Raw genomic sequence first — 24,284 nt, forward strand, 5'->3', positions numbered from 1 at the left:
CGTTCAAGCTGAGTACTGCGCTTATGGCTGTCCATAAGGACTGTTACGCACCAATTGGACTAATCCAACAAGGCGGCCCTCGCCGGAGGGAGACGATCCGAGTGTCAAAGCGGCGTAAGCAACCATCGCATTCAGCCATGCTGACGGCAGTCCGACGGTATCCGTTCGCCGCAATCAAAGCGCGCGTATTTCTCGCGAGTCCACGCCTCATGAACGCGCGAGGCCTGGAAATTGGCCTCTGTGCTCTTGGGCAGATATTCGCTCCATGCCACCTCGAACGCCGCGCGGGAGCCGCCTCGAACGACGGCGCCGAGCCTTTGCGGTGCTCGCCGGGCTTCGAGCCGGGATAGAAGCCGCACTGCCATTGCCAAACCTCGGACGAATCTGGGGTTTCCGACGGCTTTTGCTATGCTGCCGACGTGATGTCGTCAAAGTGGATGTGCCAGCAATCGCTGCGGTGCGGATCGCGCCGGCGGGTGAGGACGGGCATAGGCGCATTTGGGCGGGGCCGGCAAGGTGCGGCGACCCGGATTGGCCGCGCCCGCTACTGGTCGAGCGGCCCCTTCCAATCTGTAAAGTCGTATACGGCCCACCATCGATGCAGTGTCTGCCCGCACGCTTTGCAATCGAAGCGCCCGCTTGCCACGACCGGCCGCCTTATTTGGATAGCGCTGTGAAGCGTCCCGCAAAACAAGCAACTAAAAAAGACGCGCATTGGTCATCGATCCCCGGTCGAAGTGCACCCCGTGCGTTGGGCCAACTGGGTCGCCATAGTAAAAAGGGCAGTTTGTATCTTGGCAGTTCAGGCCGAATATTTGTGAGTTCGCGCCAACGAGGGTCCTCGGTCGCGATGCGGCGCGGTGGGCCCAGGGTGCAGTGAGTGCACATAATTCACAAAGGACAAAAGGCCCGGCTGGGCCGGGCCCCATTGCACGCCACTCGCGTCGGTGACTTGTGAGTTCAGAGGCCAAAGGACCAACCGATTGCGAGACGCTGGCTCACTGGCGAATCAGTACCGTAATTTGTCGACACAATTGAGGCCAACGACGGTCGTCCCCGAGCATCTCTCGGCACTATGCGGCAGTCACGGCCATGGCAGCGATCGTCACGGCTTATCCCTTCGGCGGCTGCAATTCCCCAGCAAACCACCTGGCGACCTCGGGCGACGTGATCGGATCGGCTTCCTCGCAATGCAAGCATGTCGGCCGGAGTGGGCCCTTGCCATCCGGTCGCGCTATCAGGACCAGCGGCTACTTGCCGCAACGCGCACAATTTAAGGTTTTGGATATCCCGTCCATCGCCTCATTATGGCGCGTGGAACCGGAGAGTCCAGATATTGATGGCGATCTCCGCGACTGACACGCACACAAATTCGCGAATGCCTCATCAGGCTACCGCATCGTCCAGCCACAGTTCGAGCAGCGCGCGATGTGCGTCGCATCCCCTCGGCCGCCAAGAGCACCTGGGCGCGCGCAGGCGCGGCATGCACCTGCGGCAGGCCGGTGCCGGCGAGCGGCGGCACGGTTTTCGGCAACGAATACTTTCCTGACCTCTCGGCGAGCAGGAAGTCGATCCGTGTCCGAACCGCAAACGAGGAAATTGAACTTTGTCTGATACTACAATTTAGCGAGTTTACCTTTAGCTAGAGTGTACGCGAATGGCGGAGCCTAAGCCGACCTCGCCGAAAGAAAGCCGCCACAAAATGAAGACTGCTTCGGACTCATACTCCTGCAGGAGGTGATTTTGGCAACTACACTTGGGGATGTCCTCTAGAGGTTTTTCTGGGCGGTAGCGCAAGCATGGATGACGCTTATTGCGGCTGGCTTCGCCTGGGATCGAATCAACATCTATCTAGCAATGGTTGGCCTGGGCCTAGCGGCGGCGTCTTGGCTGATCGGGTACGCGCTTCGATACGTTCTCACGGGCGGAGATGATGTCATGTCGAAATTGAAGAGAGACAGTTGAATAAAGCCCACTTCAGTTGGTAGCTTCTGGACGTCGCCTGTTGGCGGCCCTTAGAACGAGCTGACACCGGCCTCAAACGGCGAAGCGACGCGGATCACTCCATCCGGAACAGCCTCGAAGCCGCTTCTGCGCCGAAAAAGGCCAACTTGGAATGATCACATCAGGTTCACGCGCCTGAAGCTTTACTGGGCCATTGCCGAGGTGTTGCTCTTGCGAAGTCTGTCGAGGTCCTCATCAACCGCCAGAGCCATCGGCGTATTCCGCGGCGTCATCCGGTACGTCTGCAAAGAGGGTGCGGCCGCGACCAAAGCGGGCCACGCCGCCTCCGCGTCGGCGGCATGGCCGGTACGAATAAGCGACGATAGCCAGACCGCCTTGCAGACACCTATCGCAGGTGTTCGATCCATACATTCGCGGGCGAAACGCAGCGCATCCTCGTAATCCTGCACGGAATAGCGCAGCCTTGCCCCGTAGAGCGCGTAGTGTGCTGGGCGTACCGGGTTCCAGGAGATCGCCTTCTCGAAGGCTTCAATCGCTGCCTGGGTTCGACCGGCATAGTGCAATGCACCGGCAAGGACGACCCAGTTGTCCGGATCGCCAGGGCCGAGCTCGATCGCCCGCTCGGCCGCGCTCACCGCTGACTCAGGGTCCTGACCTGCGTCGGTTACTAAGGACAGCACTCGCCACGAACTGGCACGCAGCGGGTCCAGCGCAATCGCGCGCCTGACGTCGGCGATCGCCTGCGGCAAGTCCTGACGACTGAGCCCGGGATCGTGATGGCGAAAAATCAGCATCTTCTTCACCAGTCCGAGTCCCGTCCACGCGGGCGCGTAGTTCGGATCAAGGCGGACCGCCAGTTCGAGTTCCTGCCGCGCTTGGCGGAGGCTCTCGGAACTTGGTGCCATGGTCAGCGCAAGCGTGCGCAGCACGCGCGCATGCACATCAAGCGAGGCCGGCGCGCGGCTCCGTAACGCCGCCCGGTCCGACTCGCGCACGGTTGCTCCAAGCGAGGCGCTGATCCGAGAGATCAACGTTTCAGTAACGTCGGGCAGGTCCTGCGCAGTGGGCTCGAACCGGCCGCTCCAGACGATGCGGTTGTTGCCGGAATCGATCAATTGCACGTGGAGCTGCAGCCGGTCGCCGCGTCTCTCTGCGCTGCCATCCACAAGGTAGCGAGCGCGGGTCATCGCGGCGATCTGGGCCGGCGACAGGTTCTTGCCGCTAAGCTCGGCTGTGGCGAGGGTTGAGACGATGTGCAGGTCGGGGTTGCGCGCAAGTTCGGAGGCAATCATGTAGGCTAATCCGTTGCCGTCCGGACTGCCTTCCTGAGAGGTGTTAAGTACGCGCAGGGGTAGAACTGCAACATCGGCCACCATCCTGTTGTGTACCTTGGGGGGCCCGGAGCCGGCGCCGAGCAGTAGAAGTTGCCAGACCGCCACGATCGCGACTGCCACCATCGCAAGGGCGGCGGCCAGGCGATAGAATCTTCGCACATCGCGCGGCGCCGTGTCGGCCGCGTCAACGATCAGAAGGTAACCACGTCGTGGCATCGTTCGCACGACTTGCTGCCGGCTGTCACCGAGCGCGCGCCGGATCTCGACCACGCATTGCACGAGCGAGTCGTCGGTGACCGAAACGCCCGGCCACACTCGCGCACCGAGATCGAGTTTTGTAACCAGCTCTCCGGGACGGCGCCCCAATTCAAGCAACACTGCCAGAGCCTGAGGCCGCAGCTCAACGGCCTGGCCGTGCAGGTCAAATAACTGCGCCTGATCCAAATTGAGCGTGTATCCGTTCAGCCGCAGGCAGGTCATGCGCACACCTCCCGCCATTGATCTTAGCGGACCGGAAAGTGCGTCTCAAGGCAGCGGCAGAGCCCGATTTCGTCCTTTATCGTGCCTTTTCGTACGGTTTTCCCGCAGACCTGCACTACGTTGACAACCGGAGAGCCGCTGCCCTGAGCCCGCGGTAACCGAATAACGCGATACCGAGAAAGCTGCACCGCGCTCACAGGGCGCACAGTGTGTCCAGTGCCAGACGGTGGTCTCTTTCTTCTCGCGAGATTGCAAATGCGGAAGAGATTTTCGATAGCTATCACAGCGGGAAGGGCGCGTTGCGGCGGAGCCGACCGTCATTCGCGCGCGCGCCGGGGCAGCCGTTACTTCATTGTGTCGATACTGTGCGCGGCCTGCATCGTTCAGTTCGCAACCAATCCAGCGCGGGCTCAATGCACGGCTCGCGATGTCTTGCAAAACCAGCTGAAACTCAAGACGCGCCCCGCCGAAGTGTCCCCGCAACTCATTCAGTCCGGCCGCGATGTGGCGACATGGAAGACCATTACCATTGGTACCTTCGCTGATCCGCTTGGACTGCGCAATAAGCTGAACGGCATGGGCTGCGGTATCGGGGGGCAGGCTGCTGAAATACTTGCTCGACCGACATTCATCCTTGGCTCTCGCATGACAGACGTGGAGCTTGTCCTCGTATCGCCAGCCCAGCTTGGATTCACGTCCGATACTGTGACCTTGGCTGATGTTTACGCGCGTGCTCGACAGCTCGGCTTCGAACTCCCGGCAGCCGAAGTCGGCCCGCAATTGCGCATCCAATATCTTGACCAGCCTATCGGTGAATTTTTCATCATCGGAATGGAGCCAATCAAGACGTGGAGTGGCGAGCCGATTGTTCTGAATGTAGCAAATGGCGGCGCCGGATTGATCCTCATCGGCCAGGACGGCAGAGCCGCCTCCGAAGTACATGTGACATCTCGGTTCGTCTTCGCGCGCTCGCATCAATCCGCACCCGGCACTGGACCGATCGATCAGGCAGCGGCGTTTCTGCCACCATGAAGAGGAACCAGCAGCGAGGCCACCATGATTCATCGTGTCTCCATCGCAGCGGCATTGATCGCTGGAGTGATCGCCGGAGGTGAAGTCGCCAACACGGCCGCCCTCAATTCGGGGTACCGAGTGGTTGCCGGCAGCGAGCAGCCATCGGTCGATGTCGAACTCGTTCTTGCTGTTGATGTCTCCTATTCAATGGATCCTGGCGAGCTTTTGCTTCAGCGCGAGGGTTACGCGGAGGCCATCGTTTCCAACGAATTTCTCCAGGCGATCAAGGCCGGGCGGAACCGAAGGTTGGCCCTGGTCTATGTGGAATGGTCTGGACCGAGCGATCAGAAAATCATCGTGCCGTGGAGATTGATCGACAGCCGCGAATCTGCAGCTGCGGTGGCGGCGGAAATCGCGAAAGCGCCGGTTCGCATGGGCTCACGCACCTCGATCTCTGGCGCGATAAATTTCGCATTGCCGCTGTTCGATGCGGATCCGTATCGTGGACTGCGGCGTGTGATCGACGTTTCCGGCGATGGCGTGAACAACGACGGAAGCCCAGTTACCATCGCACGTGATGCGGCGCTGGCAAGGGGCATTACCATCAACGGATTGCCGATCATGCTCGAAGGAAGACTTTCGTCGCAAATGGACATCGACGACCTCGATCTCTATTACGAGGATTGTGTGATTGGCGGGGCCGGCTCATTTATGGTGACGATCAGAAGCCGTGACGGGTTCAAGGAGGCGATCCGAACAAAGCTCGTGCTCGAGGTTGCCGGCGGCGTGCCCCGGGACCGGATCGTTTCGGTGACCGAAAGGGAGCCGCGAATATCCTGCCTCATTGGTGAGGCAATATGGGCGAAACGAAGCCGGTGGTGAGCGCTTCGGTACCTTTTGGAAGGCGCACAGTTCGATCCGCGTTGAACGAGCGTAGTACGTCTGCTCACGGCCCTCAGCCGACATAATTGGCGTTATGGCTGACTTCTGCTTTACCGGAGATGTCCGACTTCATCATCAAATGCGGAAACTGCTTCCGTCGGCCGGAAAGGCAAGGATCGTGGATGCTGTCCCCCCCCACTCATCAGCAGGCGAGCTTGCCTAACACCCTCGCGGGCTGTGCACGAACGAAAAGAGCACGTATCCGGTGTGGTCGTCGCGCTGGGGGTAGCGAAGCTCGCTCCGTGCTGTTGTATTGGCGCGGCAGCTTCGGGCCTGGTGACCCGGAACGGACCTCGTCAAGCGAACGCGGCCGTTGCAGACGATCTGCACAGCGCGTACCGTCGCCGATGCCGATACAAGGAGCCCCAATGACTGATCGAGACAAGATTCTGATTGCCCTTGGCGAAAAGCCTCTGAAGGTTTTCGAAATCATGAAGCGCGTGAACATAAAGCATGAGGACGATTGCCAATCGCTCTTGTTGAAGATGCGTGACGACGGCGCCGTGAAGTTCGATATTCACAAGGGATATTGGCACGCTGTCTGACAATTTTCGATTGATCACCAGCGGCTGGTAGAGTTGCTTGCAAGTTTCCTTAGCGAAGAGAAGACTAGCCGCGTTCAACGACACTCTGAGTCAATGTGGCGCCAGTTTCGACTGAGGCATGGCGCGTGGAACATCACCGACGTCGTCAAGATCGGGCGCCTGGCCGTAGCCCATGCGTTTCATCTGTTCGTGGACCTGTGCCATTTCGGTCTCGCTGAGGCGCGGAGGTTCGCCGATCGCCAGCGCGTGGACATACATCTTCGCCAGGGTCTCCACCTCCACGGCAAGCCAAAGCGCCTTTTCAAATGTCTGCGCCGTTATGATCAAGCCATGATGGCCGAGCAAGCAGGCATTTCGTCCTTCGAGCGCATCGACGGCATAATCCGACAGCGCTTGTGTGCCGAAGCAGGCATAAGGCGAACAACGGATATCGTTGCCACCGGCTACCGCGACCATGTAGTGGAAGCAGGGAATGCCACGCTCGTGCACGGCGAGAATGGTGCTGAAGGTGGAATGCGTATGAAGCACGACGTTTATGTCGGCCCGCGCTCGCAGAATATCGCGATGAAAACGCCATTCTGAAGAAGGGCGATGGTTGCCCTGGTAATTCGCGGCAAAATCCATCGCGACAATGTCTTCTGACCGCATGCGCTCGTAGGGCAAGCTTGTCGGTGTGATTAGCATGCCGTTTGGAATCCGGTGCGAAAGATTGCCGGAAGTCCCTTGGTTGAGACCGTTTCGGTTCATCTCCTTGCAGGTATCGACGATGCCCTGGCGGAGATCGGCATGATTGCGGTCTGTCATGATGGGTGCTCCGAAAAAGAAATCCAGGATTGATAGGCGGCGGAAAGGGTGCGTTTGCACTCATCCTCGCCGAGCGGCGTGACAGCTTCAAGCACCACGCTCGAAACCGGAATCGTACGCGAAAATCTCCGCCACAGCAGCGCCGCGCCGAGCGCCGTTCCATCCCGAGATTGGCTCACGGAGACGCTCTGCGATGGCCGCAACGCGGCCAGAGCGCGCGCGAAGGGCAGGTTGGCGGCGAAGCCACCGTCGATGACGATGTGTTTCGAGCTGCCAAGCGCATCTAGACAGCGGTTTGCGCTGAATGCGGCGTAGAGGACTGCCAACCCCTGCCATTCGGCTGGCGTCTCGGGCCGCGGTCCGATAATGCGTCCGCGGTGAGCTGCACCGGGGAACAGTCCATCATCCCCAACGAAGGAGGGGAGTGCCAGGGTTCCAAGGGCCAGTAGACTCGGCAATGCGGTGAGGACGGCTGCATCAGAAGCGTCGTGGTCTCTGCTGATCAAGTCGTATTCGCGGCCTGTCGCGATCAGCGTGGAGGGTACGTTCTCACCGTCGACATCGATATTGAGCACCATGCCGCGTGTGGCGTCGAGCTTGTCTAGCGCGAGGCCGCGCTGAAAGCCGATCATCCAGGTGCCTGTTGATAGGATCGAGGTATCGGCCATGCCGGCGGCCTTGTAGCGGAACAGGTTGGCGTTGGAATCATGCACGCCGCAGAGGATTTCGGTCGAGCGCGCCAGGCCGGTACGCTTGGCTACGGCCTCCGAAATCCTCCCTAGCACCGCACCGGCGGATGCCCGCTCCGGCAGAAGACGGTCCCAGCCGCGCTTGCGCATCAGGGAGGAAGGCTGATGGTGGAAAAGGTCCCAGATATGGCTCTGAGCCGCGAGCTGTGAAATTTCACTTGCAGCACACCCGCCGAGCCGCAAGGCGAAATACTGCGCAGTCGTAAGATAGGTTTTCGCGCGGGCGAATTCGGTGGGATATGCGCTTTCCTGCCAGAGCAATTGCTTGCCGAGCCGCATCGCGCCGCTGATACCGCAAAACACTTCATCATAGGCAGGCGCAATCCGGGCGTAGGTCTGGTCGATCTCAGGCGGCGAGACCGCATCATAGTCCATCATCGGCAGCACTGGCTCGTCACCTTCGACAAGAACGGCGCCACACCCATGCGCGGTCGCGATCACCGCGCCGATGGTGTGGCGTTGCGTCACCACGGCCAAAGTGTCGAGGAACCACTCTTCCAGCCCGGCAAGATCATAGGCGAGGTATGGTCCTGCCGTGGTCGGCACATTCGGGATCGAAAGTGCTTCGAGCGGCCAGCCGTCCTCACTCGCGACCAGCAGTTTCAGATTCGTCTTGCCAATGTCGAGAACCGCGATCCGGGGAGAGGCTTCCGATCTTGTCATCGTTGTCTACCGGGGCGCTTTGCCGCCCAGATGGGGAACCGCAGCAACGGCAATCAGGATGCCCCCCCAGATCGCCAGAGTGAGGAACTGGCTGAGATTGAGAAGGTTGAACGCCGAGGAGATCACCTGAAGGATTATCAGCGCAAGCAGCAATCCGCCGACCTTGCCAAAGCCGCCAAATGGATCGACGCCACCGAGCACTGCTGCAAGAATGGTGACGAGCAGATAGCTCTCGCCATATGCCGCGTTGGCTGAATTGAAACGTGCCAGCATGACGACCGCTGCGACACCGGCGAGCAGGCTCGAGAGGACATATAGCTTGAGCAGGACGGCGCGGGTATCGACGCCGGAGTAGCGGGTTGCCTTCTCGTTCGAGCCGATCATGTAAACCCTTGCCCCGAAGGGCGTTGCGTTTAGCATGAGCGCGACCGGCAACGCACAGAGCGCCAGCACGATCAGGGCAAAAGGCACCCCGAGAACCGTTCCATTGCCGATGAAAACAATGGGCTCCGGAAATCCGGAGATGACATTGCCGCGCGTCAGGCCGATCGCGAGTCCCTTGCAGAGTGTCATGGTGCCGAGGGTTGCGAGGATCGGCGAAACGCCGAGATAGGCGATGACAAATCCGTTGACAAGGCCGACCAGTGCCGCGACGGCAAACCCTGCCGCAATCGCCAGCACCTGTACGCCGACCCAGGCAATGCCCTGAGTGCCCGGAATGTAGTGCGTCAGCAGGAAGGCAATGGTCAGTCCAGAGAGATTAGCGGTGGCGATGATGGAAAGGTTGAGGCCTCCAGATAACAAGGCCAGCATCATCGCAAGCGAAAGGATGCCGAGCTCCGGCATCTGGAAGGCCATCGATTGCAGCGTGTTGACGGAGAAAAACCGGTCGCCGATGGTAATGGCGAACACCAACCAGAGCGCGACCAACAACAGCATCAGGGTTGCGATCGTCCCGCTGCCGGCAAAACGGATCAGGCGTCCGCGAAGGGCGAGGGTGGACTCATTTCTCATGGCCGCGCGCTCCGGGTCCGCCGTTCTCGCTGCGACCAGGCTGTTGCCGAGACCGAGATCAGAATGACCAACCCGACAAAAAATGGCGACCAGTAGGACGAAACGCCAAGCAAAATGATTCCATTCTGCAGGATGGCGAGCAGTGCCAACCCCAGAAACGTGCCGAGAACGGTGCCGACGCCGCCCATCAGGCTGGCGCCGCCGAGCACGACGGCCGCAACCACATCGAGCTCCTTGCCCACCAGCACCGTCGGAGCGACGGACTGTGCAAGCTGCGCCTGGACCAGTGAGGCGATACCGGCCATGACCCCCATGTAGCAATAGACCAGCATGTTGAGGCCGAAGACATGGAAGCCGAGTCGCTGCGCGGCATCGGTATTGCCCCCCATGGCGTAGATTTGACGACCGATATTGCTACGATTGAGCAGGAGCCAGGTGAAGAGAAATGAGAACCCGAGCGCGAGGATCTGCAGGTTGACGCCGTAGGACGTATCTTTGCCCCAATCGAACTCGAACCAGAATATCCCGGTCGCGAACCAGTCGGGTAACGAATAGATATATTTACCGCCCGTGAAGAAAATCAGCAGCCCATAGAAAATGTTCAACGTTGCGACGGACACGATGATTGATGGTATCCGAAGCTTCTGGATGAAGATCGCGTTGAGGGCGCCGAGCGCACCGCCAATGCCGATCGCGATCGCAAAAACGCAGATCCAGTTCGCGCCGTATGCGTTCGCCACCGTAAGCGTGACATATTGCGCCACCGATGCCGTCGCCGTGAAGGAGATGTCGATTCCGCCGGCGATCAGCACCACGAGCAGCCCGAGGGCGAGGATGCCTACGAATGCGTAGGAGGTCAGCAGGTCGAACAGATTCTGCATGGTCAGGAACTGGCCGTTCGCCGCGCCCAGGCTGACGCAGAGCACGAGGATCACGATCAACAGCCAGAACTCATGGCTGCGCCGAAACCTGCCAAATGAAGCAAACCGCGATTCAGGCATTGACTGCCTGCCGAAGCGCATCTTCGGAGGTGTCTGCGGCCATCACGTCAGTAGTCAAACGCCCTTCGCGCATCACCAGCACGCGATGGCTGTGATAAAGCACCTCGGGGATTTCGTCTGATATCATCAGCACTGCGACGCCCTCGCGGGCCAGCCGCCGGATGATCTCATAAATCCCATCCTTAGCGCGGATGTCGACACCGACCGTTGGGCTATCAAGGATAAGCACTCGTGGGTTGGTCGCCATCCATTTGGCGAGCACGATCCGCTGCTGATTGCCGCCGGAGAGCGTCTTGACCGGGTTGTTGGGATCAGAGACCTTGATTCCGAGTTCGGCGACCCATCGCGCAACATGGCTTTGCCGCGCGCGTGCGCCAATCAGGCCGAACGCGCCGGCGAGACGTTCCAACACAGTCAGCGTGACGTTCGACGTGATCGACTGGTCAAGGATGAGGCCAAGCGTAAGCCTGTCTTCAGATACGTAGGCGATGCCTCGACGGATCGCGTCTGCATTCGTGTTCAGCGCGATGCGGTGGCCGTCAAGCGCCATGGTGCCTCGATCGGGTGGGTTCATGCCGAACAGCGACAGTGCGAGCTCGGTTCGGCCCGATCCAAGCAATCCGGTAAGGCCCACGACTTCTCCGGCGCGTAATTGCAAGCTCACATCGTCGTAGTCACCATCGCGGCCAAGCCCCTGGACCTCGAGAACAACCGCACCCACGGCAAGGTCGGGCACCTGTTTCTGATACTCGAAAGCCTTCCCGGTCATCAGGTGACTGAGTTTGCTGCCGTTGATGGTCGCTGCGGCAAAGGTGCCTACCTTGGCGCCGTCCCGCAACACCGTCACGCGTTCGGCAATCTCAAGCACCTCGTCGAGGCGATGGCTCACGAATACGACGCAGATACCGCTTCTTTTCAGGTCGCTGACGAGCTTGATCAAGGTGTTGACCTCGTGGCGGGTCAGCGACGCCGTCGGCTCATCCATGATGAGAAGTTTGGCATCCGCCGCCAAGGCCCGGCAGATCGCGACCAGCTGGCGTCCGGCAATGCTGAGTTCGGAGACTTTTGTTTCTGGATCGACCTCAACGCCGACCTTCGCCATTGTGGCCATGGCGATGGCCCGCATAGAGGACCAGTTCACCGTGTGGACGCCGCCAAGATGGTGCGCCATGGCGATGTTCTCGACGACGGTGAGGTTGGAGAATAGCGATAGATCCTGATAGATGACCTGAATGCCGCAATGGGTGGAGTAGACCGGGCTTAGTTTTGGGTACTCCTTGCCGGAAATGACGATCCGGCCTCCTGGTTCCGGCGCCTCGACGCCGGAAATGATCTTGATCAGCGTGGACTTGCCGGATCCGTTTTCGCCGACAAGGCAATGCACCTCTCCGACCTCCAGCGTCAGATCGACGTCGCGAAGCGCATGCACGCCGCCGAAACGTTTTGATATGCCGGACATCTTCAGGAAAGTCGTCAAGGCTTCGTCCTGTAATGGGACCGCTCGTCAAGCGATCGCCTCGACGAGGATCGCATTCCCGGTCGGAAAGCAGGGAATGCAGCGCGACGAGGCGGCTGGGACCGGTGTAGTTCTAGAGTCCTCCGGCGATCAGTCCGTCGATGGTTTCTTTGTTGATCCGCATGATCTTGTCGACCTTGATCTGCTTGCCGGCCACATCGACCGCAGCCTTGCCGAGGCCGGGAACATCGACGCCATCCGTGATTGGCTTGCCATCAAGCACGAGCTTGGCAACTGCAACCATGGCGTAACCTGCATCGGTGGGATTCCACAGGAAACCTTCGCGGATGGTATCATCCGCGATGAGCGATTTCGCCTGGCTCGGCAGCACCGTGCCGACCACGGCGATCTTCTTGCCAAGGCGTTGCTGACGCACCGCATTGCCGGCCCCGATCGGCCCATTCGAGCCGAAGCCGAGAATGCCGCGCAGGTTCGGATAGGCCTTGATCACGTCAAGCGTCGTGCGCTGGCTGGTATCGATCTCGTCGGCGCCGGGGAAACGGTCGGCGACGAGCTTCATTTTCGGGAAATTCTTCTGCTGATAGGCAATCGCGGCGTCGGCCCATTTGTTGTGAAGCGGCGTCGTCAACGTCCCGACATAAACCACGTAATCGCCTTCGCCGCCCATGTCCTTGGCGAGACGCTCCATCTGCACTTCACCGAAGCGAACGGAATCGATCAATTCGACATTCCAGTCACGGCCTTCTTGTTCGGGGCCCTCATGGGTGATGACTTTGATGCCGGCCGCCTGGGCGCGCTTGAGCACCGGCTCGCACACTTTGACGTCCAGCGGCACCAAGCCGATCACGTTGACCTTTTTGGCGATCAGGTCATCGAGCAGCTTTACCTGTTGTGCCGGATCGACGTTCGCCGGTCCAACCATGGTGGCATTGATGCTGAAGTCCTTGGCGCCCTTCTGGATTCCCTTTTCAAGAGCGTTGAACCACGGAATGCCGGCGATCTTCACGACCGTGACCATTTCCTTTTGAGCCTGCGCAAAAGCAAACCCCGGAAAACCGGTACCGGCGATCGCCGCCGCACCACCAAGCATTTTGATTGTCTGGCGTCTGTCCATTGTTCCCTCCCAGGAAGCTATTTTTGGCCTCTGCTCCTTTACCCGGCACTCGCCTGGCGGAGCAGTTGGCCTTATTCTTGATTGGCGGCGAAAATTTCGCCTCCAGCCTCAGGACTTGCCTGGGGATTAGAGACCAACGCTACGAGAGGTGTCAAGCAAGCGACGTGTCAGCTAGCCCCGCCTGTGGCGATGTCCGGGCATGGCCGATTTTGTTGCAAAAGTCGGCTGTAACCGACGGATGTCTTTCGGCCATTCGGTAAGGCCGACCGGCTTTGATCCGCCGACCCTAACGCGCGAGGCGCCTCAGATTTTGAGCGATTGCAGCAAGAACAAACTCGTCCTGGGCGCCCGTGGGCCACGAAGCCGAAGCCGACCAAGCCTCAGGATGCGCTTGAAATGCGCAAACCGCATCTCGATCTTCTTGCGCTGACGTCGCGACGTCTCGAATCCCTCGGTGCCAGCGAACGACCGGGCGACGTCCCGGGCGTGCTCATGTATGTTGCGCGGGGATCCTGCGCGATGGTTCTTTTGGACAGCACTGCGGTTTAAGCGGGCATGCGTCGCAGTCGAGCTTGCTCGCACGATACAAAAGCGTTTTGCCCCCGTGCACGGTGCCGCTCGTCCCGAGCCGCTTTCCGGCCGGGGCAGTGGTAGACGTCGCCGGTCGGATCATATCGAAAGTCGCTGCGCGAGAAGGTACCGTCATCTCGCTTCGACTTGTCGAACACGGGGATATGTGGTGCGATGCCCTTCGCCTCGACCAGCCAGTTCAGCATCGGAGCAGCCCCGTAAGCGGTATCCCCGGCAAGCCGCTCCGGCTTGAGACCAAAGCGCTCCTCTGTTCATTCGATCATTGTCCTCGCCGCTCCGACCTCGGCCTGGCGAATTCCCATCCGCCCGGCTCGCCACGAGCCTTTGCGGGCACACTTCAGGAAATCAGGCAGATGGTCTAGTGAACTAATGTCGCTGCGCCGTTTTCGAAATAATTCCGCTTGGCCGACAGCATCTGGCAGGAAGTCTGCGCCTATCGCGCGGACTTAATCGGCATGTCAAAGATCTCGCCGCTCATGAGGAGAGCGATCTCGGCGGCGGGCAGTGGCTTCTGACATTCGGACAACGGATTGAGCCAGAAATTAGAGTCAGGCAACATTTCGAACAGATTGCGCGCAGCGGCGCGAAGGCACACCTCAGGCTGCTTTATATAGTCGTAGATGCGTCTCTTTGAGGTGAAGGTGGGGTGCCATCTCATGTTCTGGAAATCGACCGTTGCAACGTTGATCTCCTCCTGAAATTTGAGCGAGCGACGGCGTCCAGGTTTCATCGGCGCTTCCGGCGTCAGAATGTAGATCTCCGTCTCGAGCAACGCGCGATAGAACGCGGGAACGACGCTGGTGTCTCTTGCGGCAGCCTGCATCAGGGCTTCGAGACTGTTTTCCGGTTCAAACATGGCGACACTCCCAATTGAACCCGACGAGGGGCTGGACTTCAACGCCTCCAGTTACAGCGCAGATCGCGCGGTAGCCGCAGAGCCTTCGCCACGATTGTGCTAATCCTTGTTGCCGCGCAGGGCACGATAGATCGTATTGCGCGACACGCCCAGGCGGCGCGCGGTCTTGCTGATGTTGTTGCCCGTTTCCGCATACGCGGTCAGCACATGCGAGCGCTGAATCTCATGCAGATTGGCCTTGAGCCCACCACCCACCGCCTTGCCGGTCAAGCGCTCGCCGCCTGAATGTGCAAGTACGGACTCGACCGATGTCTCGTCGATCAGATCTCCGGGCTCGGCCAGCGACAATCGGGAAAGCACGTTGCGCAGTTCGCGGATGTTTCCATCCCAATCGAGTTCGGCCAAACGATCGATCGCCCCTGCGGTCAAATCCATCAAGGGATCGATCTTGTGGATCAAATGGCGTGCGATCTCGGCGAAATCGGAACGCTCGCGCAAAGGCGGTAACGTCACCTCCAGCGTGTTGAGACGAAACAGCAAATCGGATCGGAACCGGCCCTTCGCAATCGAGTCGTCGAGATTGGCATTGGTGGCAGACACCAGGAGAACGTCGACCTGACGTTTGGTGCCACCGACCGGCCGGACAGTCCAATCGTCCAGAAAGCGCAGCAGCACGGCCTGCAACGTCACCGGCATGTCGCCGATCTCGTCGAGGAAGAGCGTTCCGCCGTCCGCTTCCTTGAACAGTCCCGCCGCCCCGCCCTTTTTTGCTCCCGTGAAAGCGCCTTCGGCATAGCCGAACAGCTCCGCCTCGATCAGGCTGTCAGGGAGCGCTGCGCAATTTACCGGGACGAAAGCGCCGGCCCGTCCACTGGCAGTATGAGCATGGCGGGCGAGCTGCTCCTTGCCGGTGCCGGTTTCGCCACGGATCAGGATCGGCATCTTGCGGACCGCCGCGACTCCCACCCGTTGGACAACGGAAGCGATCGCCGGATCGGCGGAGACGAACTGGGTGAGGACGTCCTTGGGCGCCGACGGCCGAGGCCGCGAGATGGCTTGCATCATCGAGAACTGGCGCGCGTTCTCGATTGTTGCGACGAACTGGCTACCGACCTCGTCCTCGAGGCGCTGGCGTTCCTTGCGCCGGCCTTCATCGACAAAGGCGTTGAATTTCGTACGAAAGACGTCGGCGAAGCGACGACCCGGTGAGGCTGGCAGACCGTGCAGCAGGACGCTTGCGGCCCTGTTGGCTGCAAGGATCCTGCCCTCGTTGTCGACGGCCAGCAGGCCCGCGCTCAACGTATGCAGATACTCGCCGCGGTTATGGAAAGCGATCAGGATGTTTCCGCGGTGATGTTCACGGAACAGACCATTCTCGATCTGGGTTGCCGCCATCACGACGAGCGCCTGGGTATGCGCCTGCCTCGACATGCAGTCCGATGACGCGTCCAGTATTCCGGCCAGTTCGCCATCGGGCGCGAAGATTGGCGCCGCGATGCAAGTAAGATTGTTGTAGCGCGAGAAAAAGTGCTCGCCCCCGTGAACGACGATAGCCCGCTTGAGATACGCAGCGGTGCCGAGGCCGTTGGTACCGCAAATGGCTTCAGTCCAGATAGTGCCGGGCCGAATGCTCGCTGCGTTCGAGGCATCACTGAAGCTCGAGTCCGAGATGATGTCGAGCAGCAAGCCGTCGGCATTTGCAAAGGCGATCATGAAATTGGAGCCGGCAATCTGCTGATGCAGCGTGTGCATCTCCGCTAGCGCCAAGCCGCGAATCAGTGAACAGCGCTGCTGCTCCTGGCGCAAAACAGCGGCGCTCACTAATTCGGGCGAAGGAGGGCGCAATGTATCGAGACCAAGCGAAATGCAGCGCATCCAGCTGTCGTAGATATCGGCCGATAGAAGCTCTGCCGGCGGCGCGCCGCGCTGATCGAGCGTCATCCAAGCATTGTCCATGCGTCGGCTGGCGGTCAGCATCATAGCTCCTCCGGGAGTCGCGGCTTGGCGATTTCCTCTTGGTCGTAGCCCGGTTCGGGTCGTTCTCGCGCGTGGCGCGGTTCTCACGATCATAGATCAAACAATCAAAAATCCAAATTTCTGCTCACCCGCTGTCGCAGCCGTCGAACTGTTCCGTCTCGGAACAGTCGCTCGCAAAATCTGCTCCGAGGCGGATCGGCGCGAGCACTCCCGAGATCGCAAGAACAATAGAAAGATCAGGCCGTTGTGCGCGTGGCACAGCCCTTGCTCAACTGTTCAGCGGGATGGCGATCGCGTCAGATCGACAGAATAAGAATTTTGCCGGGGAGGCGTTTAATGAAAGCGGCGGTGCTTCATGAGTTCGACGAGAAGCTGACGGCCAAGGAGTTCGTCAAGTTCGATGACGTAACTGACCCGAAGATCTCGCGCCCGATGGACGTGATCGTGCGCATCGGTGGTGCCGGCGTCTGTCGCACCGATCTGCACATCGTTGAGGGCATTTGGCGCAGCAAGGTCGACGTCAAGCTTCCATACATCATGGGCCACGAGAACGCCGGTTGGGTCGAAGCGATCGGCCCGGGTGTCGAAGGGATCAAGGTTGGCGACAGCGTAATTTGTCATCCGCTGGTGACCAGCGGGCATTGTCTCGCGTGCCGGCGCGGCGACGACATGCATGCGCTGGACAGCTCGTTTCCCGGCATCAACGCCAATGGCGGCTATGCGCAGTATCTGCTGACGGGACTGCGCTCCCTGATCAAGCTGCCGAAGTCGCTCGCACCGAAGGATGTTGCTCCCTACACCGATGCCGGGCTGACGGCTTATCGCGCCGCGAAGAAGGCATCCCGTCATCTGTTGCCCGGCGAATATGTCGCGGTGATCGGCGCCGGTGGGCTGGGCCATATCGGCATCCAGGTTCTCGCCGCGCTCTGCGCGGCGGAAATCATCGTCGTCGATCGCGCCGAACAGTCTCTCGAACTCGCCAAGAAGTGCGGTGCACATCATGTCGTGAAGGCAGACGGCAACGAAGTCGAGGCGGTGCTGGCGCTGACCGACGGGCGCGGCGCGGAGGCCGTGATCGATTTTGTTGGCGAGGGTGACGCTATCGCCAAGGGCCTGTCGATGACAGCGAACGCCGGCTACTACTACATCGTCGGGTACGGTGGGAAGATCGATATCCCGACCATCGACATGATCACATCGGAAAAGACCATCGTCGGCAACCTGGTCGGCACATACGCCGAGCTGGTGGAGCTGATGGCGCTCGCGGATCGCGGCCTCGTCGAACTCCACACCAAGGAATACAGGCTGAGCCAGGCCAATGACGCGCTTCATGATCTGCATCATGGACGCATTCATGGCCGTGCGGTCCTGATCCCGTAGGGCATGTGCCGCGACATGCAAAGCCTCGGTCCAGATCATCGAACGAGAGTGGCGCGAGTGACAAAGGACAGCCGATGCCGGCCACCGATCACCGCCGAGGAAGCCGCTGAATTGCAGCGCGCCCGCGATCGGATGATTGCCCGGGACAGGCTGATCGACGAGATGGTCGATAACAACGAGATGCAAGTCAAGAATGAGTACGCGCGCGGCGGAGCCGAAATCGAATTCGCGTGCGCCGTGCGTAGCGCGGCGCGCGCCGACGCCGGAAGCGACGCGCATGCTGAACTGGAGCGAGCGATCGCGCGCCTGGAGATGCTCCGGGAGGAGCATCGACGCCTGGTGGCCGAGCGTGAATGGCTCGACACGTCCCTGCTGGAGATCGACAACGGTCCTTCGTCCGGCGACCACCAACGTTCGGGGCACGCATGATGAGCAGGAACAACGCAACCATGATTGCATCAAAGCAACAGGCACAAATGCCGTCTCCGCAACCGGACATGAGCGAGGAAGCCGGGTCGAAAGACGCCTTCTTCATTCAGCTGGCCGAGATCGCGGAGGCCATGATCGCCGCGCACGGCAGGGATTTCGCTACTGGTGCGTTGGTCCTCTCGGCGAAATTCGTTGCCGAAGGCAAACCTCTCATCAAACGAGCCAACGGAGGTGACGAGACCGTCAGCGCCGAGAAACCGGGCTGACGCGAAACGACGAGTCAGCAGATCAATCAATCCATTTAACGGACTTAAAGTGTGTTTTGCGGCGGAGAATTTCAACAACGCGATCCAGGGGTTTGACCCGGAACCGAAGCGAGAATGCCGAAGATAACGCAACGTTCAAAGGAGCTGGAAATGTCTGCAAGTCTGACACTGAACAAGATCACCGCGCAGAAGGGGATCAGCATCGCTGAAGCGGCCAACCGCGTCGCGGACCTTGGTTGGACGCCAAGCTACGTGCAGGAGGCGATGACGTTCCCGACCGACTACAAGATCTCGAAGACACCGCGCGACCCGATGAAGCAGGTCCTGCGGTCATACTTCCCGATGCAGGAAGAGAAAGACAACCGCGTCTATGGCGCGCTGGATGCGGCGTTGCGCGGCGACATGTTCCGCAATGTCGAGCCGCGATGGGTCGAGTGGATGAAGCTGTTCCTGGCGATCATCCCGTTCCCGGAGATCTCGGCGGCGCGTTCGATGGCGATGGTCGGGCGGTTGGCGCCCGGCGAGGAATTGCGCACCGGATTCACCATGCAGATGGTCGACGAGTTCCGGCACTCGACGATCCAGATGAACCTCAAGAAGTGGTACATGGAGAATTACATCGATCCAGCCGGGTTCGATATCACGGAAGCCGCGTTCGGCAAATGCTATGCGACCACGATCGGCCGCCAGTTCGCCGAGGGCTTCCTGACCGGTGACGCAATCACCGCGGCCAACGTCTATCTGACGGTCGTCGCGGAAACCGCCTTCACCAATACCCTGTTCGTGGCGATGCCGTCGGAAGCGGCGCGCAACGGCGACTATGCATTGCCAACCGTGTTCCTGTCGGTCCAGTCGGACGAATCCCGTCATATCGGCAACGGTCACTCGATGCTGATGGCGATGATCAACGATCCGTCGAACCACCAGCTGCTGGAGCGCGATCTGAAATACGCCTTCTGGCAGAATCACGCGATTGTCGATGCCGCGATCGGGACGTTCATCGAGTACGGCACGACCAACCGCGACAAGAACAAGGAGTCCTACGCCGAGCTCTGGCATCGCTGGATCTACGAAGACTATTACCGGACCTACATGCTGCCGCTCGAGAAGTACGGCATCAAGATCCATCACGATGACGTCGCCGCCGCCTGGGATCGGATCGTCAAGAAGAACTATGTCCACAAGACCGCGCAGTTCTTCACGGTCGGATGGTCGGTGAACTTCTGGCGGATCGAGGCCCAGACCGAGCGTGATTTCGAGTGGTTCGAGCACAAATATCCGGGTTGGTACGCCGAATTCGGCGATTTCTGGAAATGGCACGCCAAGCTCAGCGTGCCCGGCGAGACCAACATCCTCTTCAACAGCGAGGTGGGCTATTCATACCCGCATCGCTGCTGGAGCTGCATGGTCCCTTGCCTGATCCGCGAGGACTTCGTCTGCGACGAGGTCGACGGCAAGATCTACACTTACTGCTCCGAAGGTTGCCGTTGGACCCACAAGGTGGCGTTCGCCGCGGAATACGAGGGCCGCGCGACGCCGGCAATGGGCCGCTTCAGCGGTCGCCGTGAATGGGAGGACTGCTATCACGGCTGGGACGTCGCCGACGCGATCAAGGATCTCGGTTTTGTCCGGCCCGACGGCAAGACCATGATCGCGCAACCCCATCTGCGCTTCGACTCCAAGGACATGTGGACGCTCGATCACGTGCGCGGACACACGCTTGGCAGTCCGTTGCGTGGCTTCAGAGCGCTTTCGCCGATCGAGCGCGAGGTGGCGACGGCCGAATACCGTAAGGGCTTCAAGATCAATCCCTGCCACTAAGCAGATGATGAGGGGGAGGGGCCGCCTTTGGCGGCCCCTCTTGCCGGGACCGGCAACGGTTTGCCGATCGTTCTGTACAACTGCCACGACGACAGGGCCGGGATCATGACGGACGTGCGGGGTCACATGGTTCGTTTCGAACCAGTGGGTATCGAGATGGAAGTGGAAGAGGGCGAGACCGTCCTGGATGCCGCGTTTCGTCAGGGCATCTCGCTGATGCATGGCTGCAAGGAAGGTCAGTGCGGCAGCTGCAAATCAAAGCTGGTCGAGGGGGACATCGAGCTTCTGAAATACTCGACCTTCGCCCTGCCGGACTACGAGAGCGAGACCGGCCACATCCTGCTGTGCCGGACGCATGTCTACAGCGACATCAGTGTTGAATTGCTCAACTATGACGAAGACCTGCTCAGCCGTTCGATCGCGGTGAAGGCATTTTCCGGCCGCGTGGCAGGGATTAGCGCGCTGACGTCAGACATCAGATTGCTGGAGATCGAGATCGAGAGGCCGATGAAGTTCTGGGCCGGCCAGTACGTCGATCTGACGCTTCAGGATGGCACCATCACCCGCGCCTTTTCGATGGCGAACCCGCCCGGAGAAGGCATCAATCTCCGCTTCATCATCAAGAAATATCCGAACGGGGCGTTTTCGTCCCAGCTTGATGGGAAGTTGGCCGTCGGCGACGCCGTGATCGCCAAGGGGCCGTATGGCACCTGCTTCCGGCGCGAAGAACGTCCGGGGCCGATGCTGCTGATCGGCGGCGGCTCGGGCATGTCGCCGTTGTGGTCGATCCTGGCCGATCACATCGGGAGTGGCGAGCAGAGACCGGTCCGGTTTTTCTACGGAGCGCGTACCCGCGCCGACTTGTTCTACCTCGATGAACTCGCGGCCATCGCGGCGCGGCTGAACGATTTCAAATTCGTGCCGGCACTGTCGCATGCGGAGACGGGTGACGGCTGGGACGGCGAGACCGGACTGATCCACAAGGTCGTGCTGCGCCATCTGCGCGAGGAGAAGCTGAGCGGCGCCATCGACGCCTACGCGTGCGGGCCGACGCCGATGATCGACGCCGTATTGCCCGTGCTGCAAATGAACGGCGTCGAGCCGGACCACATCTATTTCGACAAGTTTACGCCGGCGGTGCGATGACGGCGTTCGAGGTTCGTCGCAGAACAGAATGGCAGAAAGGGAGTAAGCAATGAGCGCGCAAACGAGCAGAGCAGCAGCGACCAAGCCTGCGGCAATCGTCAAATCCGGAGCCGCGGGGGCCGCGGTTTTCCCGGGCTCCGACAGCCGCAAATACAACTACTTCGAACCGAAGGGGCGCAAGGCGACCCATTACGAAGACATGACGGTCGATGTTCAACCCGATCCGGAGCGCTATCTGCTGCAGGATTGGATCATCTCATTCCCTGACGGAACGCCGACCTACTCCAAGGACTGGACGGCGGCAAAAAGCTCCAACTGGCACAAATTCCGGGCTGTCGACCAGGAGTGGGAGCGTACCCATTACCAGCGCCAGTCGACGATCTGCGGCATGGTGCAGAACACCATCGAGAATGGCCGGAAATCGGGCGCGCCGACCCGCTTCGATCCCGCCTGGGTGAAGATATTGCAGAACCATCTCGGAGCCTACAAGCATGCCGAGTTCGGTCTCGGCACCTCGACGATGCAGGCGCAGCGTTACGGCTACACGCAGATGGTCAACAATGCGATCTTGACCAACTCGTCCTACAAGCTTCGCTTCGCGCAGGACATCACTCTTTATCTGAGCGAAATCGGCCTCGACCTTCCAGGCTTCGACATTGCCGCCGGCAAGAAGCACTGGCTGGAAGATCCGATCTGGCAAGGCGTGCGCAAGTCGGTTGAATCAGTGATGGGTTCAAACGACTATCTCGAGCAATATTTTGCGACCAATGCGGTGTTCGAGCCGCTGGTCGGCGAACTCTTCCGCTCAGGCTTCCTGATGCAGGCGGCGTCTGCGCAGAACGACTTCATCACTCCGGCTGTCGTCTCCGCTGCGGAAGCCGACTATGAGCGCAATCTCGCCAACACCGTCGAGCTGTTCCACATCCTCGGCACTGATCCGACCTTCGGGGCGCAGAACCTTGCGTTGTTCAACAAATGGTTGGCCAATCATGCCGATCTCGCGCTCGATGCCGCCAATCATTTGCAGCCCATCTGGTCGCAGCCTCGGGTCAAGGTCGCGGCTTTCGCCGATGCCATGGCACACGCGAAGAATCGTATCAGGGGTATCGCCGCCGAGCTTGGCCTGACGGTTCCGGCCGGACTGGCGTCGTAATCGGCATCGCTTCACGCTCTCACACTCAATCCTTCTGGAGACCGACATGCTGCACGAGAATGACAACATCTTCAAATCGATGAAAGACATCACGTTCGAGGACACGGTGTCGCATCAATGCGGAGTGACAATGAACGATAGCGTCGAGGCGCGCGCTATCGCCGAAGTCATGAGCCGTCATGAACACATCAAGGTGACCTACATGCCGGCGATGATCCGTATCGATGGCGACGGCAAGATGGAATTCAAGATGGATGAGATTTCCGAGGAGTTGGGCCGCGTCATGACCCCGCATCTCTTCGAGATTTCAACCTCGACGCATTACGGCCGCATGGTCATGACGGATGACAACACCGTCATGCTGTTCGGCGACATGAACGAGATGATGAAATACATCGTTTAATGATCGCCAGCGAACCAGCCTGGCCGGCACCAGAGCCGGCCGGGCTCATTTCGACGACATCAATCGCGCCTCACAACAATACGCAATATCCAGCGGAGCGGGAGTAACGCCATGTACAGGACGGCCAAGGGTGAAGAGATTTTTGTCATCGATGGGCATACGCATTTCTGGGATGGTAGCCCGGCCAACCAGAAGAACATCCACGGCAAGCAGTTCATCGACTGCTTCTACGCCTATCACTCGAATCTGAGCCCACCGTCGGAGAAATGGGAGAAGGAGAAGTTCGAGAAGTACGACGCCAAGACGATGTTCGACGACCTGTTCGTCACCGGTTACGACGACATGGCGATCCTGCAGCCGACCTATCTCACCGACTTCTACAAGAACGGCTTCAATACCACCGAACGAAACTCGGCGATGAAGAAAAACCATCCGGACCGCTTCATCCTGAACGGCGCCTTTGACCCGCGTGACGGTACCAAGGGAATCGAAGACCTTCATGCGCTCGCCGAGAAGCACAAGCTGAAGGGTGTCAAGCTTTACACCGCCGAATGGCGTGGCGAGTCGAAGGGCTACAAGCTCACCGACAAGGCGTCCTACCAGTATCTCGAGGCGGCGCAGAAGCTCGGGATCAAGAACATCCACGTCCACAAGGGGCCAACGATCATCCCGTTGAACCGGGATGCGTTCGATGTCGCCGATATCGATGACGTCGCCACCTCGTTCCAGGATTTGAACTTCATCGTCGAGCATTGTGGCTTGCCGCGCCTTGACGACTTCTGCTGGATCGCGACCCAGGAAACCAATGTCTATGCCGGCCTCGCGGTGGCGTTGCCCTTCATCCATTCGCGGCCGGGGTACTTCGCCCACGTCATTTCCGAACTGCTATTCTGGGTCGGACCGGACAAGATCCTTTACGGCAGCGATTATGGCATCTGGACGCCGAAATGGCTGATCGACAAGTTCATGGCATTTGAAATTCCGGCCGACGTCACCAAGGAGACCGGTTCGGTGCTGTCGATGGAGACGAAAATCAAGATCCTTGGTCTCAATGCCGCGCGTATCTACGGCATCGATGTCGAAGCGCAGAAGAAGAAGATCCAGGCGGGCGGCGGTTATGCCCACTTGCCCGAAGCTGTTCACGCGCCGAGGTGATGGCC

21 protein-coding genes and 1 pseudogene are annotated in these 24,284 nt (G+C 59.8%); 11 read left to right on the top strand and 11 right to left on the bottom strand.

The window, feature by feature from the left end; genetic code table 11:
* Positions 1-1,092 precede the first annotated feature (1,092 nt).
* A complete protein-coding gene (locus ABIB99_RS13820) occupies positions 1,093-1,359 on the top strand; it encodes a hypothetical protein (RefSeq protein ID WP_354176212.1) in 267 nt (88 codons plus the stop codon).
* Between the two features lie 788 nt (positions 1,360-2,147).
* Here the strand turns inward: ABIB99_RS13820 and ABIB99_RS13825 are convergent.
* Positions 2,148-3,779, bottom strand: coding sequence for a winged helix-turn-helix domain-containing tetratricopeptide repeat protein (locus tag ABIB99_RS13825; protein WP_354176213.1), 1,632 nt, complete (start codon positions 3,777-3,779; stop codon positions 2,148-2,150).
* Positions 3,780-3,824: 45 nt separating this feature from the next.
* Positions 3,825-4,721 carry a hypothetical protein gene (locus ABIB99_RS13830; RefSeq protein WP_354176215.1) on the bottom strand — a complete coding sequence of 299 codons (897 nt, stop codon included), beginning with the start codon at positions 4,719-4,721 and terminating at the stop codon, positions 3,825-3,827.
* 114 nt (positions 4,722-4,835) lie between these two features.
* On the opposite strand from ABIB99_RS13830, the gene ABIB99_RS13835 reads away from it, so the two are divergent.
* Positions 4,836-5,675: a DUF1194 domain-containing protein gene (locus ABIB99_RS13835; RefSeq protein ID WP_354176217.1), complete on the top strand. Its 840-nt coding sequence runs from the start codon at positions 4,836-4,838 to the stop codon at positions 5,673-5,675.
* 428 nt (positions 5,676-6,103) lie between these two features.
* Positions 6,104-6,280 carry a hypothetical protein gene (locus tag ABIB99_RS13840; protein WP_167768162.1) on the top strand — a complete coding sequence of 59 codons (177 nt, stop codon included), beginning with the start codon at positions 6,104-6,106 and terminating at the stop codon, positions 6,278-6,280.
* A 90-nt stretch (positions 6,281-6,370) separates the two neighbouring features.
* Here the strand turns inward: ABIB99_RS13840 and ABIB99_RS13845 are convergent, their stop codons facing one another.
* The 9 genes and pseudogenes from ABIB99_RS13845 to ABIB99_RS13885 form a co-directional block, all read right to left on the bottom strand.
* Positions 6,371-7,084, bottom strand: coding sequence for a class II aldolase/adducin family protein (locus ABIB99_RS13845; protein WP_063981226.1), 714 nt, complete (start codon positions 7,082-7,084; stop codon positions 6,371-6,373).
* Positions 7,081-8,496, bottom strand: coding sequence for an acetate and sugar kinases/Hsc70/actin family protein (locus tag ABIB99_RS13850; RefSeq protein ID WP_283017539.1), 1,416 nt, complete (start codon positions 8,494-8,496; stop codon positions 7,081-7,083). The genes ABIB99_RS13845 and ABIB99_RS13850 overlap by 4 nt, the downstream gene beginning before the upstream one ends.
* 6 nt (positions 8,497-8,502) lie before the next feature.
* The gene (locus tag ABIB99_RS13855; protein ID WP_063981228.1) at positions 8,503-9,510 is read right to left on the bottom strand and encodes an ABC transporter permease; all 1,008 of its coding nucleotides are present in this window, start codon (positions 9,508-9,510) and stop codon (positions 8,503-8,505) included.
* A complete protein-coding gene (locus ABIB99_RS13860) occupies positions 9,507-10,511 on the bottom strand; it encodes an ABC transporter permease (protein WP_063986103.1) in 1,005 nt (334 codons plus the stop codon). The genes ABIB99_RS13855 and ABIB99_RS13860 overlap by 4 nt, the downstream gene beginning before the upstream one ends.
* A complete protein-coding gene (locus ABIB99_RS13865) occupies positions 10,504-11,988 on the bottom strand; it encodes a sugar ABC transporter ATP-binding protein (protein ID WP_063981229.1) in 1,485 nt (494 codons plus the stop codon). Before ABIB99_RS13865 ends, ABIB99_RS13860 begins: the two co-directional genes overlap by 8 nt.
* 112 nt (positions 11,989-12,100) lie before the next feature.
* Positions 12,101-13,102, bottom strand: a complete 1,002-nt coding sequence (locus ABIB99_RS13870; protein WP_028150067.1) for an autoinducer 2 ABC transporter substrate-binding protein — start codon at positions 13,100-13,102, stop codon at positions 12,101-12,103.
* 286 nt (positions 13,103-13,388) lie between these two features.
* A pseudogene (locus ABIB99_RS13875) lies at positions 13,389-13,989 on the bottom strand (transposase); the annotation flags it as partial.
* Between the two features lie 137 nt (positions 13,990-14,126).
* Positions 14,127-14,549, bottom strand: coding sequence for an SseB family protein (locus ABIB99_RS13880; protein ID WP_354176219.1), 423 nt, complete (start codon positions 14,547-14,549; stop codon positions 14,127-14,129).
* 99 nt (positions 14,550-14,648) lie between these two features.
* Positions 14,649-16,526 carry a sigma-54-dependent Fis family transcriptional regulator gene (locus ABIB99_RS13885; protein WP_063986104.1) on the bottom strand — a complete coding sequence of 626 codons (1,878 nt, stop codon included), beginning with the start codon at positions 16,524-16,526 and terminating at the stop codon, positions 14,649-14,651.
* A 336-nt stretch (positions 16,527-16,862) separates the two neighbouring features.
* Here ABIB99_RS13885 and ABIB99_RS13890 point away from each other — a divergent pair, with 336 nt between their 5' ends.
* The 8 genes from ABIB99_RS13890 to ABIB99_RS13925 all read left to right on the top strand — a co-directional run bounded on the left by ABIB99_RS13890 (position 16,863) and on the right by ABIB99_RS13925 (position 24,279).
* Positions 16,863-17,906 (top strand): NAD(P)-dependent alcohol dehydrogenase, encoded by a 1,044-nt coding sequence (locus tag ABIB99_RS13890; protein ID WP_063981231.1) that lies wholly within the window; start codon positions 16,863-16,865, stop codon positions 17,904-17,906.
* Between the two features lie 57 nt (positions 17,907-17,963).
* Positions 17,964-18,335 carry a hypothetical protein gene (locus ABIB99_RS13895; protein WP_187387930.1) on the top strand — a complete coding sequence of 124 codons (372 nt, stop codon included), beginning with the start codon at positions 17,964-17,966 and terminating at the stop codon, positions 18,333-18,335.
* Positions 18,336-18,355: 20 nt separating this feature from the next.
* Positions 18,356-18,601, top strand: coding sequence for a hypothetical protein (locus ABIB99_RS13900; protein WP_063629851.1), 246 nt, complete (start codon positions 18,356-18,358; stop codon positions 18,599-18,601).
* A 150-nt stretch (positions 18,602-18,751) separates the two neighbouring features.
* Positions 18,752-20,422, top strand: coding sequence for an aromatic/alkene/methane monooxygenase hydroxylase/oxygenase subunit alpha (locus ABIB99_RS13905; protein WP_028156528.1), 1,671 nt, complete (start codon positions 18,752-18,754; stop codon positions 20,420-20,422).
* Between the two features lie 105 nt (positions 20,423-20,527).
* Entirely contained in the window at positions 20,528-21,568 is a 1,041-nt protein-coding gene (locus tag ABIB99_RS13910; RefSeq protein ID WP_354176220.1) for a 2Fe-2S iron-sulfur cluster-binding protein, read from the top strand.
* Between the two features lie 49 nt (positions 21,569-21,617).
* Positions 21,618-22,721, top strand: coding sequence for an aromatic/alkene monooxygenase hydroxylase subunit beta (locus ABIB99_RS13915; RefSeq protein WP_063981232.1), 1,104 nt, complete (start codon positions 21,618-21,620; stop codon positions 22,719-22,721).
* Positions 22,722-22,767: 46 nt separating this feature from the next.
* Positions 22,768-23,124: an MmoB/DmpM family protein gene (locus ABIB99_RS13920; protein ID WP_028150059.1), complete on the top strand. Its 357-nt coding sequence runs from the start codon at positions 22,768-22,770 to the stop codon at positions 23,122-23,124.
* A gap of 111 nt (positions 23,125-23,235) precedes the next feature.
* Positions 23,236-24,279, top strand: coding sequence for an amidohydrolase family protein (locus ABIB99_RS13925; protein ID WP_283017537.1), 1,044 nt, complete (start codon positions 23,236-23,238; stop codon positions 24,277-24,279).
* The last annotated feature ends 5 nt before the right edge of the window (positions 24,280-24,284 follow it).

This window comes from Bradyrhizobium sp. LA6.1 (assembly GCF_040547805.1).
In the GTDB taxonomy this organism is placed as follows: Bacteria; Pseudomonadota; Alphaproteobacteria; order Rhizobiales; family Xanthobacteraceae; genus Bradyrhizobium; species Bradyrhizobium barranii.

What these genes read in the sequence shown, in the direction of transcription:
- ABIB99_RS13880 (WP_354176219.1), bottom strand. Translation starts at nt 14,549, where the DNA reads ATGTTTGAACCGGAAAACAGTCTCGAAGCCCTGATGCAGGCTGCCGCA.
- ABIB99_RS13840 (WP_167768162.1), top strand. Translation starts at nt 6,104, where the DNA reads ATGACTGATCGAGACAAGATTCTGATTGCCCTTGGCGAAAAGCCTCTG.
- ABIB99_RS13845 (WP_063981226.1), bottom strand. Translation starts at nt 7,084, where the DNA reads ATGACAGACCGCAATCATGCCGATCTCCGCCAGGGCATCGTCGATACC.
- ABIB99_RS13850 (WP_283017539.1), bottom strand. Translation starts at nt 8,496, where the DNA reads ATGACAAGATCGGAAGCCTCTCCCCGGATCGCGGTTCTCGACATTGGC.
- ABIB99_RS13820 (WP_354176212.1), top strand. Translation starts at nt 1,093, where the DNA reads ATGGCAGCGATCGTCACGGCTTATCCCTTCGGCGGCTGCAATTCCCCA.
- ABIB99_RS13855 (WP_063981228.1), bottom strand. Translation starts at nt 9,510, where the DNA reads ATGAGAAATGAGTCCACCCTCGCCCTTCGCGGACGCCTGATCCGTTTT.
- ABIB99_RS13905 (WP_028156528.1), top strand. Translation starts at nt 18,752, where the DNA reads ATGTCTGCAAGTCTGACACTGAACAAGATCACCGCGCAGAAGGGGATC.
- ABIB99_RS13890 (WP_063981231.1), top strand. Translation starts at nt 16,863, where the DNA reads ATGAAAGCGGCGGTGCTTCATGAGTTCGACGAGAAGCTGACGGCCAAG.
- ABIB99_RS13885 (WP_063986104.1), bottom strand. Translation starts at nt 16,526, where the DNA reads ATGCTGACCGCCAGCCGACGCATGGACAATGCTTGGATGACGCTCGAT.
- ABIB99_RS13825 (WP_354176213.1), bottom strand. Translation starts at nt 3,779, where the DNA reads ATGACCTGCCTGCGGCTGAACGGATACACGCTCAATTTGGATCAGGCG.
- ABIB99_RS13910 (WP_354176220.1), top strand. Translation starts at nt 20,528, where the DNA reads ATGACGGACGTGCGGGGTCACATGGTTCGTTTCGAACCAGTGGGTATC.
- ABIB99_RS13925 (WP_283017537.1), top strand. Translation starts at nt 23,236, where the DNA reads ATGTACAGGACGGCCAAGGGTGAAGAGATTTTTGTCATCGATGGGCAT.
- ABIB99_RS13860 (WP_063986103.1), bottom strand. Translation starts at nt 10,511, where the DNA reads ATGCCTGAATCGCGGTTTGCTTCATTTGGCAGGTTTCGGCGCAGCCAT.
- ABIB99_RS13900 (WP_063629851.1), top strand. Translation starts at nt 18,356, where the DNA reads ATGATTGCATCAAAGCAACAGGCACAAATGCCGTCTCCGCAACCGGAC.
- ABIB99_RS13920 (WP_028150059.1), top strand. Translation starts at nt 22,768, where the DNA reads ATGCTGCACGAGAATGACAACATCTTCAAATCGATGAAAGACATCACG.
- ABIB99_RS13870 (WP_028150067.1), bottom strand. Translation starts at nt 13,102, where the DNA reads ATGGACAGACGCCAGACAATCAAAATGCTTGGTGGTGCGGCGGCGATC.
- ABIB99_RS13835 (WP_354176217.1), top strand. Translation starts at nt 4,836, where the DNA reads ATGATTCATCGTGTCTCCATCGCAGCGGCATTGATCGCTGGAGTGATC.
- ABIB99_RS13915 (WP_063981232.1), top strand. Translation starts at nt 21,618, where the DNA reads ATGAGCGCGCAAACGAGCAGAGCAGCAGCGACCAAGCCTGCGGCAATC.
- ABIB99_RS13830 (WP_354176215.1), bottom strand. Translation starts at nt 4,721, where the DNA reads ATGTACTTCGGAGGCGGCTCTGCCGTCCTGGCCGATGAGGATCAATCC.